This is a genomic window from Arthrobacter sp. Bi26 (assembly GCF_918697925.1).
Lineage (GTDB): Bacteria > Actinomycetota > Actinomycetes > Actinomycetales > Micrococcaceae > Arthrobacter.
Map to the genome: position 1 here is coordinate 1 of NZ_CAKKMF010000039.1, position 14,216 is coordinate 14,216.

The 14,216-nt window shown below is 67.9% G+C and carries 13 protein-coding genes; 9 read left to right on the forward strand and 4 right to left on the reverse strand.

Annotated features, from left to right (window positions below; all coding sequences use genetic code 11):
* Nucleotides 1-72 precede the first annotated feature (72 nt).
* Complete coding sequence (locus LQV16_RS23720; RefSeq protein ID WP_356815752.1) at nt 73-369, reverse strand: pentapeptide repeat-containing protein; 297 nt, start codon at nt 367-369, stop codon at nt 73-75.
* Between LQV16_RS23720 and LQV16_RS11945 the strand changes: the two genes are divergently transcribed.
* The gene (locus LQV16_RS11945; protein WP_356815754.1) at nt 269-1,099 is read left to right on the forward strand and encodes an HAD family hydrolase; all 831 of its coding nucleotides are present in this window, start codon (nt 269-271) and stop codon (nt 1,097-1,099) included. The two genes, LQV16_RS23720 and LQV16_RS11945, sit on opposite strands and share 101 nt — an antisense overlap.
* Before the next feature lie 40 nt (nt 1,100-1,139).
* On the opposite strand, the gene LQV16_RS11950 is transcribed toward LQV16_RS11945, so the two are convergent.
* Complete coding sequence (locus tag LQV16_RS11950) at nt 1,140-1,739, reverse strand: hypothetical protein (RefSeq protein ID WP_229994109.1); 600 nt, start codon at nt 1,737-1,739, stop codon at nt 1,140-1,142.
* Nucleotides 1,740-1,928: 189 nt separating this feature from the next.
* Here LQV16_RS11950 and LQV16_RS11955 point away from each other — a divergent pair, with 189 nt between their 5' ends.
* Complete coding sequence (locus LQV16_RS11955) at nt 1,929-4,340, forward strand: phosphoketolase family protein (protein WP_229994144.1); 2,412 nt, start codon at nt 1,929-1,931, stop codon at nt 4,338-4,340.
* A 14-nt stretch (nt 4,341-4,354) separates the two neighbouring features.
* On the opposite strand, the gene LQV16_RS11960 is transcribed toward LQV16_RS11955, so the two are convergent.
* Entirely contained in the window at nt 4,355-5,107 is a 753-nt protein-coding gene (locus tag LQV16_RS11960) for a DUF429 domain-containing protein (protein WP_229994110.1), read from the reverse strand.
* A 100-nt stretch (nt 5,108-5,207) separates the two neighbouring features.
* On the reverse strand, nt 5,208-5,699 hold the full coding sequence (locus tag LQV16_RS11965) for an inorganic diphosphatase (RefSeq protein WP_018774943.1): 492 nt from the start codon (nt 5,697-5,699) through the stop codon (nt 5,208-5,210).
* 141 nt (nt 5,700-5,840) lie between these two features.
* Here LQV16_RS11965 and dacB point away from each other — a divergent pair, with 141 nt between their 5' ends.
* The 7 genes from dacB (at nt 5,841) to folP (ending at nt 14,214) form a co-directional block, all read left to right on the forward strand.
* A complete protein-coding gene (gene dacB, locus LQV16_RS11970; protein WP_229994111.1) occupies nt 5,841-7,343 on the forward strand; it encodes a D-alanyl-D-alanine carboxypeptidase/D-alanyl-D-alanine-endopeptidase in 1,503 nt (500 codons plus the stop codon).
* Between the two features lie 102 nt (nt 7,344-7,445).
* A complete protein-coding gene (locus LQV16_RS11975) occupies nt 7,446-8,612 on the forward strand; it encodes a zinc-dependent metalloprotease (protein WP_229994112.1) in 1,167 nt (388 codons plus the stop codon).
* Nucleotides 8,613-8,710: 98 nt separating this feature from the next.
* Nucleotides 8,711-9,748 carry a tRNA lysidine(34) synthetase TilS gene (gene tilS, locus LQV16_RS11980; RefSeq protein WP_229994145.1) on the forward strand — a complete coding sequence of 346 codons (1,038 nt, stop codon included), beginning with the start codon at nt 8,711-8,713 and terminating at the stop codon, nt 9,746-9,748.
* A 30-nt stretch (nt 9,749-9,778) separates the two neighbouring features.
* Entirely contained in the window at nt 9,779-10,330 is a 552-nt protein-coding gene (gene hpt / locus LQV16_RS11985) for a hypoxanthine phosphoribosyltransferase (protein ID WP_091564803.1), read from the forward strand.
* A 201-nt stretch (nt 10,331-10,531) separates the two neighbouring features.
* The gene (ftsH, locus tag LQV16_RS11990) at nt 10,532-12,598 is read left to right on the forward strand and encodes an ATP-dependent zinc metalloprotease FtsH (RefSeq protein WP_229994113.1); all 2,067 of its coding nucleotides are present in this window, start codon (nt 10,532-10,534) and stop codon (nt 12,596-12,598) included.
* Between the two features lie 9 nt (nt 12,599-12,607).
* The gene (gene folE, locus LQV16_RS11995) at nt 12,608-13,252 is read left to right on the forward strand and encodes a GTP cyclohydrolase I FolE (protein ID WP_229994114.1); all 645 of its coding nucleotides are present in this window, start codon (nt 12,608-12,610) and stop codon (nt 13,250-13,252) included.
* Nucleotides 13,253-13,263: 11 nt separating this feature from the next.
* Entirely contained in the window at nt 13,264-14,214 is a 951-nt protein-coding gene (gene folP, locus LQV16_RS12000) for a dihydropteroate synthase (RefSeq protein ID WP_229994115.1), read from the forward strand.
* Nucleotides 14,215-14,216: the final 2 nt, after the last annotated feature.

The following is a 14,216-nucleotide window of genomic DNA, read 5'->3' on the forward strand; positions in this document are numbered from 1 at the left end:
CCCCAGCCAGGCCTCCGGTGGCCGCCGGGTAAACATTCACACTGGGGAGAAGCTGTGGGTGTTTACCACAAGTTAACACGCTGCTGTGGCGTGTGTCCTAGCGGCCGTCGGGGGTGTCTGCTCTACTTGTGAGATGACAACCATGACTGAATCCTCAGTCGCCGGCAACGATGACCGGCGCACCACACACCAGAACACGACAGACAAGAACACGGCAGCCCCGATCACGGCAGCCCCGGTCAAGTCAGCCCCGATCAAGTCAGCCCCGATCAAGTCAGCGCGGGACAGAAGCGGCCGGAACGGCGCCGGCGAAAAGATGCTGATCGCACTGGACGTCGATGGCACCCTCGTGGACCACGACGGGCACATGTCGGTTCCCGTCCGCGAGGCCGCCCAGGCCGTCGTGGCCGCCGGCCACCACGTCATGATCGCCACCGGCCGCTCCCTCAACGCCACGTTGCCCGTGATCGAACACATCGGGATCGACAACGGCTACGCCGTGTGCTCCAACGGCGGTGTGATCCTGCGCGTCGACTCCGGGCTGCCGGACGGCTATGAAATCCTACACAAGGCAACATTTGACCCCGGGCCGGTGCTCCGCGCCCTGCGCAAGCGGCTGCCCACTGCCAAGTACGCGCTCGAGGACGCGGACGGCAACTTCCTGTCCACCGAACGCTTCCAGGACGCCAGCTTCGGCGTCGAAGCGGTCGGCGTCGACTTCCAGACCATGCTTGAGGCAACCGCCGTGCGCGTGGTGGTCTTCAGCTCGGAGAACACCCCCGAAGAGTTCAACACCGCGATCCGCCACATCGGGCTCGCCGGCGTGACGTATTCGGTGGGCTGGACGGCGTGGCTGGACATTGCCGCCGCCGGAGTCACAAAGGCCAGCGCGCTGGAACAGCTCCGGGACCGGCTCAGCATTGAAGCGCACCGCACCATCGCCGTCGGGGACGGCCGCAACGACATCGAGATGCTGACCTGGGCGCGCCGTGGCGTGGCCATGGGCCAGGCCCCCGTTGAAGTGATTGCCGCCGCAGATGAAGTGACGAAATCGGTCTACGACGACGGCGCCGCGCACGTGCTTCGCAGCCTCCTCTAGGCATCGCGGGGCGGACGGTTCCCGGAAGGGACCGGGCCGGCTAGCGGACGTCCAGGATGAGGCCCAGGAGCCGTGCCGCGCCCGGCCGGGCCGCGTGCTCTTCGTTCCACTGGGACCGTGCCACGGCTTTGCTCACGGCCTGCGTAGTGATCCCGAGTTCCTCCGCGACTGCCTTCTGCTGACCCCGCACCCCCGGAGTGAGCAGGTCCAGCACCCGCCATTCCGCGTGGCTCCGGTCGTGCACAATGTGGCCCAGGAGGCGCAGGACGGCTTCGGCTTCTGCCGCAATATCGGCCAGCGGTCCCTCCACGGCCACCCGAACGCGGTCCTTGTGGTTCCGGAGGCGATCCACGGCGCGCCTGGCATAGATCAGCCCGTGTCCGGAGGCGTCCTTGATCTGGTTCGGCAGGGGTTCATTGACCGGTCCCACGCCAATGCCGACGTACCAGCTGCCGCTGCGCAGGGCGATCATGGCCGCTTCCACCGCCTGATGCGGACAGTCCACGATCCCCTGGACCTCGTCCTCCACGGAACGGTCGAAATCGAGGCGCGCCGGAATGTGCCGCAGGTCCCTCAGGAGCTGCGGCACGCGGTCGCCGTCGCGCCGGCTGTCGGTTTGATTGATGGTCAGCGTGAACATTCTGGATGACACATTACCTGCTGGCACTTGGGGGGCAAGTCGCCGGCAGCGCCCGTGGACCGGGGTTGTGTCCCGTCCGCCGGACGTGTTGCGATGGACAAAATACGCCGAGGCAGGACCACGGATGCGAGGACCCCAGTGAGCAGTGACATGTCCAGCAGTGACCTGAATGGAAGCACCCGCACTCAAATGCCGGCCGACGGCCCGATTCTGGCCGACCCGATCCCGGACGGTGCGGCCATGGACCTGGTGGACCGCTGGTGGCGGGCGGCGAACTATGTCTCAGTGGGGCAAATCTACCTCCGGTCCAATCCGCTGCTGCGCGAACCCCTCAGCGCAGAACACACAAAGTCCCGGCTCCTTGGCCACTGGGGGACCACGCCCGGACTGAATTTCGTCTATGCCCACCTGAACCGGGCCATCCGCCGGGACAGCCAGCAAATGCTGTTCGTCGCCGGTCCCGGCCATGGCGGCCCCGCATTGGTGGCCAACGCCTGGCTGGAAGGCACGTATTCGGAGATTTACGGGCACGTCGGCGACGACGAAGCCGGCCTGGCCGAGCTGTTCCGGCAGTTCTCCTACCCGGGAGGCATTCCAAGCCACGCCGCCCCTGAGACCCCCGGCTCGATCAGCGAAGGCGGCGAGCTCGGGTACTCACTCGCACACGCGTACGGGTCCGTCTTCGACAACCCGGAGCTGATCACCGCCGTCGTCATCGGTGACGGCGAAGCCGAGACCGGGCCGCTGGCCGCCAGCTGGCATTCGCACAACTTCCTGGACCCGGCGGCCGACGGCGCGGTGCTGCCCATCCTGCACCTGAATGGCTACAAGATCGCCAACCCCACGATTTTGGCCCGCATGCCAGAAGCCCAGCTGGAACAGCTGCTGCGCGGCTACGGGCACGTCCCCCATTTCGTCACCGTGGCCGATCCGGTGGACACGGCCGCGGCCCACCGGGATTTTGCGGCCGCGCTGGACACCTGCCTGGCCCAGATCCGGACCATCCAGCAGGCCCACCGCAGCGGCCGGACGGCGCAGGACGGCACTGCGCAGGACGGGGCAGCGCAGTGGCCGATGATCGTGCTGCGTTCCCCCAAGGGCTGGACCGGGCCCAAGGAGGTGGACGGGCTGCAGGTGGAGGGGACCTGGCGCAGCCACCAGGTTCCGCTGGGCGAGGTCAGCACCAACCCCGAGCACCTGAGCCAGCTGCAGCAGTGGCTCGAGTCCTACCGGCCCCAGGAACTCTTCGACGGCCGCGGACGGCTGCTGCCGGAGACGGCCAGGAACGCCCCTGCCGGCCCGCTGCGGATGAGCGCAAACCCTCACGCCAACGGCGGGCTGCTGCTGCGTCCGCTCATCCTGCCGGACTACCGCCAGCACGCCGTCGACGTCGCCGAACCCGGCATCGAGCGGATCAGTCCGATGATGACGCTCGGACCCTGGCTGCGGGACGTTATTGCCCTGAACCCGGACACCTTCCGGCTCTTGGGCCCGGACGAGACCGCATCGAACCGGCTGCAGGCCGTCTACGACGCCACCGACAAGGTCTGGCAGTACAGGATTGATGCGCTGGATGAGCATATTGCCCGCGCCGGGCGGGTGATGGAAGTCCTCAGCGAACACCTCTGCCAGGGCTGGCTCGAGGGGTACCTGCTGACCGGCCGGCACGGGGTGTTCAACTGCTATGAGGCGTTCATCCACATTGTCGATTCGATGTTCAACCAGCACGCCAAGTGGCTCAAGGTCCACCGGCAGCTGCCGTGGCGCCAGCCCGTGGCCTCGCTGAACTACCTGTTGTCCTCCCATGTGTGGCAGCAGGATCATAACGGTTTTTCGCACCAGGACCCTGGCTTCATTGACCACGCCGTCAACAAGAAGGCCGAGATCATCCGGGTCTACCTGCCGCCGGACGCCAACACACTGCTGGCCGTGATGGAGCACTGCCTGGACTCCCGCGACTACATCAACATCGTGGTCAGCGGAAAGCAGCCCTCGCCAACCTGGCTCGGGCCGGACGAGTCCTCGCACCATTGCCGCCGCGGCCTGGGCATCTGGGAGTTCGCCGGCTCCGAAGTCAGCGGTGAGGAGCCCGACGTCGTCCTGGCCTGCGCCGGCGATGTCCCCACAGTCGAAACCGTTGCCGCGGCCGAGCTCTTGAAGCAGGGGGCGCCCGGGCTGAAAGTGCGGGTGGTCAACGTGGTGGACCTCATGCGGCTCCAGGACGCCAGCGAGCACCCTCACGGGCTGACGTCCCGGGACTTCGACGGCATTTTCACGGCGGACAAACCGGTGATCTTCGCCTACCACGGCTATCCCGCGCTGATCCACCGGCTGACGTACCGGCGCACCAACCGGGAGGGTTTGCATGTGCGCGGCTACAAGGAGGAAGGCACCACCACGACCCCCTTCGACATGGCCATGCTGAACGGGATCGACCGGTTCCAGCTGGCAATTGACGCGATCGACCGGGTCCCAGGGTTGTCCGAGAAGCACTCGCTGCTGCGCCAGTCCCTGCAGGACAGCCGCATGCGCGCCCGTGACCACACCCGGGAGCACGGCGAGGACCCGGCCGCGATCAGCAACTGGTCGCTGCGAGAGTAGCCCCTCCGTCGGGGCTAGCCCGAGAGCTCTTGCAGCCCGCCCCGGGGGATGTGGATCCAGCCCTCGGTCAGGGCGGCCCGGCGATGTCCGTCATCGGGGTGCAGCGTCCTGCCCAGGGCCACTGCCCGCGCGGTCAGGGAGGCGATGAGGGCGTCGAACATGTCATCGGAGGCGGCCAGCCGGTCATCATGTCCGGCCAGGTCCAGCCACGGTGCGGCCGTCGACAGCGCGTCCAGGGCCACTGCCAGCCGCTCCGTTTCCGGTGCGCCCCGCCCCTTGTAGCCGCGGGTCGGCAGGCCCCACAATTTCAGCGAAGCCGCCGGGTACACCTCGGCGAGCCGGCCGCTGCCGTCCCTGGCCTGCACCCCGAATTCCCGGGCGATCTTTGCCTGGATGACGGCACAACGCATCGCCGGGTGGGCCAGCCGGTCAGCGGAGACGCTGAGCGGGATCAGGCCCGTTTGGCCGGTGACGAACCTGTCTGTGTCCCGGTAGGCCAGCAGCCGGCGGCCTTCGATCCCGTCATGGTCCAGCACCGGATGGGCGTCGAAGTTCAGGTGCCCGGCGATAAAGGGAAGAAACGCGTCCGGCCAGCCCAGGGGGCAGTCGATTCCCGTCATGTCGCTGGTGCCGAAGAGCCGGAGGATCTCCTCGTCGCCAATGTCCAGGGACAGTTGCGCCAGGCGTGCCGCGCCGTCGGCCCATTCGATGACCGCCACCGCCGTTTTCTTCTCGGCGGCAGCGAGGTCGACGCCGAGGGTCCTCACCGTTGCGCCATCAGTAAATAAAGAAACGCGGGGTCACTTGCCGCCCGATCCGGAGGTCCGGATGGGCGGCAAGCGACCCCGCGTTGGAGCGCAGAAACGGTCAGTGGCCGGCTGCCGGAACGTAGCGCTTGATGGACGCAGCCAGTTCGGCTTCGGCGGCGGCGCGGTCGCCCCAACCTTCGGCCTTGACCCACTTGCCCGGCTCCAGGTCCTTGTAGCGGGTAAAGAAGTGCTCGATTTCCTTGATCAGGAACTCGCTGACATCGCTGATCTCTTTGATGTGGTCGAACCGGGCATCGGTCGGGACGCACAGGACCTTGGCGTCCCCGCCGCCGTCGTCGGTCATGTTGAAAACGCCGATCGGGCGGGACTCGACGATCACGCCGGGGTAAAGGTCGAAGTCCTGCAGGAGCACCAGTGCGTCCAGCGGATCTCCATCCTCACCCAGGGTGTTCTCGAAGAAACCGTAGTGGGTGGGGTACTGCATCGACGTGAACAGGACGCGGTCCAGGCGGACGCGGCCGGTCTCGTGGTCGACTTCGTACTTGACGCGCGATCCCTTGGGGATCTCGATGGTCACGTCATGCTTCATGGAATGCTCCTTGACGAATTCAGGGGTGCGCGGCACGTGCATAAGGGCTGTCGGTGCCGCCGACTACTATTGAGGATATAGCGAGAGGCGCTGGTTTCAGGAACTAGTGGGGACATTTCAGGACTAAGGACCAGCAGCAGCATGAAACCGAGAACCAGCCGCGCGGGCACCGAACAGGCGGCCGGCAGGATTCGCGGGATCCCCGTACTGCTGCTCCAGACCCTCCTGGTGGTAGCGGTGGCACTGCCCGCCGGCATCGCCATCGCCCCGGCATTCCTCGGCCCTGACCGGCCCTTCGGCGCCTCGCAGGCAGCCCCGCCCTGGCAGCAGATCCCCGCCACGCTGAGCGCCCCCGGCAGCGGTGCCGCTGGAATCGGGCCCCTCAGCGATAACGCGCCAGTCCCAGCCGGCGCTGCCCTCGCGGCGCAGCTCAACGGGACGCTAAAGCCCGACGGCGCCGGCTCCTTCACCGGGATCGTCCAGGATGCCACCACGGGGCAGGTGCTCTTTGACCGCGCGGCCGACGAGGCCCGCATTCCGGCGTCGAACATGAAGCTCCTCACAGCGGGCGCGGCCCTGCGCGTCCTGGGCCCGGACCGCCGCTTCAGCACCCGGGTGGTGGCGGGGCCAACCCCCGGCTCGGTGGTCCTGACCGGCGGGGGCGACGTCCTCCTGGGCTCCGGAGAATCCGCCCCCGGGGCCGTTCTGGGCCGTGCCGGGCTCGCGACGCTCGCCGACGCGACGGTCGAGGCCCTCCAGGCCGGCGGCGTGACCGGCGCCGTGAGCGTCCTGCTGGATGACTCCCTCTTCACCGGCCCCTCGCTCAGCCAGGCATGGAGCCCCGAGGACGTGGCCGCCGGGGAGATGGCCCCGCTGTACCCGCTGGCCCTGAACTCCGCCAGGTTCGATCCCGCCAAGACCACCGGACCCCGCCCGCAGGACGGGGCCATGACCGCCGCCGAGGCGTTCGCCGCCCGGCTCGCGGCGGCCGCGGCGGCCGCGGGGCTGTCCGTGGCCCCCGGGGTCGCCCGGATCGGCGCCGGCGCACCGGACAGCGCATACGACAGCGCACACGCCAAGGTCCTGGCCGAGGTCCAGTCCGCCACGGTGGGGCAGCAGGTGGACTTCATGCTGCAGACCTCGGACAACTATCTCGCCGAGGTGATGGGACGGATGACCGCCCTCGGCGCCGGCCGGCCCGGCAGCAGCGACGACGCCATTGCCGCCGTGCTGGCGCAGGTCCGGGATATGGGCGTTCCCACGGACGCCCTCCGGGCCGCGGACGTCTCCGGCCTGGCCCTGGCCAACAGGGTCTCGGCCCGGCAGCTCACGGACGTGGTCCGGGCCATGACCTCGGGGACAGACGCCCGGCTGCGCGCCGCCCTCAGCGGGTTCCCGGTAGCCGGTCTCACCGGCACGCTGGGGGACCGGTACACGGACGCGGCTTCGGCCGCGGGCGCCGGGCTGGTCCGCGCCAAGACGGGCACGCTGAACACGGTCATTGCGCTCAGCGGCTACGTCGTCGACGCCGACGGCCGGCTTCTGGTCTTTTCGTTCGTCGGCAACGGGCTGACCCCGGGTGCCGCGAACAAGGCCGCGCTGGACCGCTCCGCCGCTGTCCTCGCCGGCTGCGGCTGCCGCTGACAGTCGGCGGCCCGGCTGGACCCCGGTGCCCGCCCGTGACTTGGGCCGGCTGGTTCGCCGGTCAGCGAAAATTAAGGCGGATTGTCGGGCCTCTGTGTTCTGATGGATCCCATGGAGCCCTCTGCACGCGAGACATCAAGCAAGCCATCACCAAGGACGCCGAGTGGGACATCAAGCGAGGTCCAGGCCCAAGATCTCATCAACTGGGAGCTCGCCGCGTCCACGGCGGCCCGCCTGACCCCGGCGGGCCCTGTTTTGAGCGCTGCCGAGATCGGCGCCGCCGTCGAGAACCTGCGGCTCATGGCGGACATTTCCGTGCCGCACGTCCACGACATCACCGGCCTTGACGCCGCCCGGGACCTGCGCGACTCCGAGGTCCTCGTGGTGGACAGGGCCTCATGGGCCAAGGCCAACACGCAAAGCTTCGCCGTCATGCTCAAGCCCGCCATGGAAAAGCTGCTGGAGGGCCGCGGATCCCTCAGCCCCGGAGCTGCCGGCGTCAGCGCGGCCATCACGGGCAGCCAGCTCGGCGCCATCCTGGCCTTCCTTTCCAGCAAAGTCCTGGGCCAGTACGATCCCTTCTCCGCGTTGGCTGAAAACTCCACGGCCCCCGCATCCGGGCGCCTGCTGCTTGTCGCTCCGAACATCATCTCCGTGGAACGCGAATTGAACGTCGAGCCCGCGGACTTCCGGCTCTGGGTCTGCCTCCACGAACAGACGCACCGGGTGCAGTTTGCCGCCGCCCCGTGGCTGCGGCACCACATGCTCCAAGAGATCGAAAACCTGAGCGGGCTGTTGCTGGGCAACGTCGATTCCCTGATGGAACGGGCCTCCGCGGCCGCGAAGTCGCTGAAGGACCGCGCGGCACCCGGCGCCGCGCCCGGACGTGGCGCCATCCTGGACCTGCTCCAGAACCCGGAGGAAAAGGCGGCCCTGTCCCGCCTGACGGCTCTCATGAGCCTGCTCGAGGGCCACGCCACTGTTGTCATGGACGCCGTGGACGCCAGCATCGTCCCCTCGGTGAAGACCATCCGGCAGCGTTTCAATGCCCGCGGCCAGGACCGCGGCATGATAGAGAAGTTCATCCGCAACCTGCTCGGCCTCGACGCCAAGATGCGCCAGTACACTGACGGCGCCAAGTTCGTCCGGGAAGTGGTGGACGCCGCCGGCATGGCAGGCTTCAACAAGGTCTGGGAGTCCGCTGAGCATCTCCCCAGCGAACCCGAGATCCACGACTCCAAGCTCTGGCTCGACCGGATGGGCCTCTAACCGTCATGACTGCCCGCAACGGGGCCGGTTCGACCTCAGTTTCCAGCGGACGACGCCGGCCCGGCCGCCTCGCGCCGGTGGTCGGCACGGCGCGAAAAATGCTGCAGGACGCCCTTGCCGGGGCCGGCTACCCCGAGCGCGTCCTGGTCGCCTGCAGCGGCGGGCCGGACTCGCTCGCTCTCGCCGCCGTCGCCGCCTACTTCGCCCGCCGCGGTCACGTGGGCGGCCGCCCTGTGTCCATTGGCGCCGTCGTCGTGGACCACCAGCTGCAGCCGGGCTCGGCCGGGGTCGCCGCCACCGCCGCCCGGACCCTTGAGGACCTCGGGCTCTCTCCCGTGCAGATCCGGACTGTCGACGTCGCATCCACCGGCGTGGGCCCCGAAGCGGCAGCCCGGGACGCCCGCCACGCGGCCCTCGAGGCCGCCGCGGATGAGGCGGGTGCAGGCGCGATCCTGCTCGGCCACACCCTCGATGACCAGGCCGAGCAAGTGCTGCTCGGCCTGGCGCGGGGGTCGGGCACCCGGTCCCTCGCCGGGATGCGACCTTCCCGGGGCAGGTTGCTGCGCCCGTTCCTGGGCCTGCGGCGTGCGGACACCCTTGAGATCTGCCGGGTGGAGGCCCTGGTGCCCTGGCACGACCCGTCCAACACGGACCCGGTGTACGCGCGCTCCCGGACCCGGGTTGAAGTGCTGCCCCTGCTTGAGGACAAGCTCGGCCCCGGCGTCGCCGAATCGCTCGCCCGCACGGCCGCGATCCTCCAGCTGGACGCCGATTACCTGGAGGACGTGGCGAACGACACCTTCGACCGGCTGCGCGAGCAGACCGGGGAGGAGATCAGCCTCCCGGAAGCTGAGCTGCGCGATCTTGCCCCGGCCGTGAGGTTCCGGGTGATCGCCAAGGCCGCCGCCGCCGTCGGAGGCCAGCAGCCCAGCTACCAGCGCCTGCTCGCAGCGGAAGCACTCTTGCGCCGGCAGGGATCAGCCGGTCCGGTGGAGCTTCCCGGTGCGGTCAGCGTCTACCGGCTCTCGCTCGCGCAGCTCCTTGCTGCGGAGCCGTCCGGGGCCTCCGGTGTTCCCCGCGAAGCCGCCCGCTGTGGGAAGCTTGTATTCCGGCCTCAACAGCCGCCCCGAAATTAGTCGCACCCCGCATCTACACAGGAGCCATTGGTGGATTCAAACGACGTCCAGGCAGACCTCAAACACGTTCTCTACACCAAGGAACAGATCCAGGAACGGATCACCGAACTCGCGGCGCAGATCGACAAGGACTACGCGGGCCGTGACCTCCTGATCGTCGGCGTGCTCAAGGGCGCCGTCATGGTCATGGCGGACCTGGCCCGTGCACTGCACAGCCACGTCTCCATGGACTGGATGGCCGTCTCCTCGTACGGCTCCGGCACGCAGTCCTCAGGCGTGGTCCGCATCCTGAAGGACCTCGACACCGATCTGATGGGCAAGGACGTCCTGATCGTCGAGGACATCATCGATTCCGGCCTCACACTGTCCTGGCTCAAGACGAACCTGGAATCCCGCGGCACGGCGTCGGTGGAAATTTGCACCGCGTTCCGCAAGCCGACGGCCGCCAAGGTCAAGATCGACGTCAAGTATGTCGGCTACGACATTCCCAACGAATTCGTCGTGGGCTATGGCCTGGATTACGCCGAGAAGTACCGCAACCTGGACTTCGTTGGCACCCTGGCCCCGCACGTCTACGAGTAAATCGTTCGTGCAGAGGCACCCCTCCGCCCGGCGCCCGGGTGCCGGGGAGGCCCGGCCCCGCTACGCCCACAGGGAACTTTTGCACTCCGCCGTGCGTGAGTTAGTGCGACGGTGTATAGCTAGAACCTGACGCAGCACCACACGCGCGCAGAACGGTCGCCGTGCAGCACTACCAGGAGGGACGGGGCCAGCCCCGAACAGATGAAAGCTAAGAGTTTCTTCAAGGGCCCCGGCATCTGGATTGTCGTCGTGGTGGCCATGCTGCTGCTGGCATTTGCCACCCTGGCACCGGGCGGCGCGAGCCGGATCGACACCGACAAAGGCCTTGAACTGCTGACGGCCGGCGGCAAGGTTGAACAGGCCAAGATTTTCGACGCCGAGAACCGTGTGGACCTGGTCCTTAAGGACAACCTGCAGGTCGACGGGCAGGACAAGGGCAAGAACGTCCAGTTCTACTTCGTAAACGCCCGGGCCCAGGACGTCGTCAAGGCGGTCACGGACTCTAAACCGTCGGGCGGCTTCACGGACCAGCCGCTCGAAAACAACTGGTTCTCCGGGCTCTTCTCCCTGCTGGTGCCCGTGCTGTTGCTCGGCGTCCTGTTCTGGTTCCTGCTCTCCCGGATGCAGGGCGGCGGGTCCAAGGTCATGCAGTTTGGCAAGTCCAAGGCCAAGCTCGTCAACAAGGACATGCCCCAGGTGACCTTCAGCGATGTCGCCGGCGCCGATGAGGCCGTCGAGGAACTCGAGGAGATCAAGGAATTCCTGCAGGAGCCGGCCAAGTTCCAGGCCGTCGGCGCCAAGATCCCCAAGGGCGTGCTGCTCTACGGCCCTCCGGGCACCGGCAAGACCCTCCTGGCCCGCGCGGTTGCCGGCGAGGCCGGCGTTCCCTTCTTCTCCATCTCCGGCTCCGACTTCGTGGAAATGTTCGTCGGTGTGGGCGCCTCCCGCGTCCGCGACCTCTTCGAGCAGGCCAAGTCCAACGCGCCGGCAATCATCTTCGTCGATGAGATCGACGCCGTCGGCCGGCACCGCGGCGCAGGAATCGGCGGCGGCAACGACGAGCGCGAGCAGACCCTGAACCAGCTGCTGGTGGAAATGGACGGCTTCGACGTCAAGACCAACGTCATCCTGATTGCCGCCACCAACCGCCCCGACGTCCTGGACCCCGCACTGCTGCGTCCGGGCCGCTTCGACCGGCAGATCTCGGTCGAGGCCCCCGATTTGATCGGCCGCGACCAGATCCTGCAGGTGCACGCCAAGGGCAAGCCGATGGCTGCCGGCGTCGACCTCAAGGCTGTTGCCAAGAAGACCCCCGGCTACACCGGCGCGGATCTGGCCAACGTCCTGAACGAGGCCGCCCTGCTGACGGCCCGCTCCAACGCCAACCTGATCGATGACCGCGCCCTCGACGAGGCGATCGACCGCGTCATGGCAGGCCCGCAGAAGCGCAGCCGGGTCATGAAGGAACACGAACGCAAGGTCACCGCGTACCACGAAGGCGGCCACGCCCTCGTGGCGGCTGCCCTGCGGAACTCCGCCCCGGTCACCAAGATCACCATCCTGCCCCGCGGCCGTGCCCTCGGCTACACCATGGTGGTCCCGGAAAACGACAAGTACTCCATCACCCGCAACGAGCTGCTCGATCAGATGGCCTACGCCATGGGCGGCCGCGTCGCCGAGGAACTCGTCTTCCACGATCCGTCCACGGGTGCCTCCAATGACATCGAGAAGGCCACCGGAATCGCCCGGAAGATGGTCACCGAGTTCGGCATGAGTGAAAGGGTCGGGTCGGTGCGCCTCGGCCAGGGCGGCGGCGAGCCGTTCCTGGGCCGCGACGCAGGCCACGAGCGCAACTACTCGGACCAGATCGCCTACATCGTCGACGAAGAGGTGCGCCGCCTGATCGACGGCGCGCATGATGAGGCTTACGCCATCCTGACCGAGAACCGGGACGTCCTGGACGAACTGGCGCTGGAACTGCTCGAACGCGAGACGCTGAACCAGGCCGAAATCGCGCAAGTTTTCACCAACATCCGCAAGCGCGACTTCCGCGACGTCTGGCTCTCCAAGGAGACCCGCACGCTCCAGTCCGCCGGCCCGGTGGAGTCGCGCCGCGAAAAGGCGGAGCGTGAAGCGCAGGAGGAAGCTACGCAGGCCCGGCTCGAAGAGCCCCTGGATGCCCAGCCCCCGCATGCCCAGGGCGTGTCCGGACAGGAGTCCTTCCAGGGCGGTGCAACGGATATCGGGACTGATGGTCATCCCGGCTAGGCTTCTTCTGTGACTTCTAACTTCGACGACGACGTTCCCGCCCCCGCTGCTGCTTCGGCGGGGGACGGGGAAACCCCGCATTCACGGTCCAAGGTGGACCGCCCCAGGATCGAAGCCGCCGTGCGGGAAATCCTGCTGGCCATCGGCGAGGACCCGGATCGCGGCGGTCTCCTGGACACCCCGAAGCGGGTGGCCAAGGCCTATACGGAAATGTTTGCCGGCCTGCACCACGACCCCTCCGAGATCCTGGCCACCACCTTCGACCTCGACCACGAGGAACTCGTGCTGGTCAAGGACATCCCGTTCTACTCCACATGCGAGCACCACCTGGTGCCGTTCCACGGGGTGGCGCATGTGGGCTACATCCCGTCTCATGACGGCAAGGTTACGGGCCTGAGCAAGCTGGCCCGGCTCGTGGACATGTTCGCCAAGCGCCCGCAGGTACAGGAACGCCTGACCACCCAGATCGTCGAGGCCCTCGTCACGCACCTCAAACCGCGCGGCGCGATCGTCGTCGTCGAATGTGAACACCTGTGCATGTCCATGCGGGGAATCCGCAAGCCCGGCGCCAAGACCGTCACCAGCGCAGTGCGCGGGCAACTGCATGACCCGGCCACCCGTGCCGAAGCCATGAGCCTCATACTCGGAAGGTAAGAACACAGACTATGGACTCCCTAGCTGCAGCCCCGGGGACCGGGCCCGCCACCTCGCCCCTGCCCATCCTGCGCAAACCGCGCCCGGCGGCGAAGTTCCAGGACCTGCCCGCGGACCGGACACTCGTGATGGGAATCCTCAACGTCACCCCCGACTCCTTCAGCGACGGCGGAGCGCACGCGACCCCGGACACGGCGATCGCGGCGGGACTGCGGATGTTCTACGCCGGGGCGGACATCATCGACGTCGGCGGCGAATCCACCCGCCCGGGTGCCACGGCAGTCGGCGTTGACGAGGAACAGCGCCGGGTCCTGCCGGTCATCGAGGCCCTGGTCAAGGCAGGCGCCCTCGTCAGCATCGACACCACCCACGCCGTGACGGCGGCTGCGGCCCTGAAAGCCGGCGCCGCGATCATCAACGACGTCTCGGGCCTGACTATGGAGCCTGAAATGGCGGAACTGGCCGCCCGCACCAAGGTCCCCTACATCCTGACGCACCGCCGCGGCGACGCCAGCACCATGAACTCCCTGACGGACTACCGTGACGTCGCCGGCGAAGTGGTGACGGAACTCGCCGGTGTCCGCGAAAAGCTCTACGCCGCCGGCGTCACGCCGGAGCAGATCATTGTGGACCCGGGACTGGGCTTCGCCAAGAACGAGGTCCAGAACTGGGAGCTCCTGCAGCACCTGGATGTGCTGCAGGCCATGGGTCACAAGGTCCTCGTCGCCGGCTCACGCAAGCGCTTCCTCGGCAGCCTCCTGACCGTCGCCGGCAAGGCCGCCCAGCCCGTTGAACGCGACGCCGCGACCGCCGCCGTGACCGCCATCAGCGCCTTCCGCGGCGCCTGGGCCGTACGCGTGCACGACGTCGGCGCGAGCCTCGACGCCGTCAAGGTCGCCGCCCGCATGGCACCCCCGACGCCCCCGGCAACGGCTGGTTCCGCCGACGCCGGCACCAACTGATC

Bases quoted from the DNA above. Each gene is read 5' to 3' on its own strand.
- ftsH (WP_229994113.1), top strand. From the start codon at position 10,532: ATGAAAGCTAAGAGTTTCTTCAAGGGCCCCGGCATCTGGATTGTCGTC.
- LQV16_RS11950 (WP_229994109.1), bottom strand. From the start codon at position 1,739: ATGTTCACGCTGACCATCAATCAAACCGACAGCCGGCGCGACGGCGAC.
- folP (WP_229994115.1), top strand. From the start codon at position 13,264: ATGGACTCCCTAGCTGCAGCCCCGGGGACCGGGCCCGCCACCTCGCCC.
- LQV16_RS23720 (WP_356815752.1), bottom strand. From the start codon at position 369: ATGTGCCCGTCGTGGTCCACGAGGGTGCCATCGACGTCCAGTGCGATC.
- tilS (WP_229994145.1), top strand. From the start codon at position 8,711: ATGCTGCAGGACGCCCTTGCCGGGGCCGGCTACCCCGAGCGCGTCCTG.
- LQV16_RS11965 (WP_018774943.1), bottom strand. From the start codon at position 5,699: ATGAAGCATGACGTGACCATCGAGATCCCCAAGGGATCGCGCGTCAAG.
- LQV16_RS11955 (WP_229994144.1), top strand. From the start codon at position 1,929: ATGCCGGCCGACGGCCCGATTCTGGCCGACCCGATCCCGGACGGTGCG.
- dacB (WP_229994111.1), top strand. From the start codon at position 5,841: ATGAAACCGAGAACCAGCCGCGCGGGCACCGAACAGGCGGCCGGCAGG.
- LQV16_RS11975 (WP_229994112.1), top strand. From the start codon at position 7,446: ATGGATCCCATGGAGCCCTCTGCACGCGAGACATCAAGCAAGCCATCA.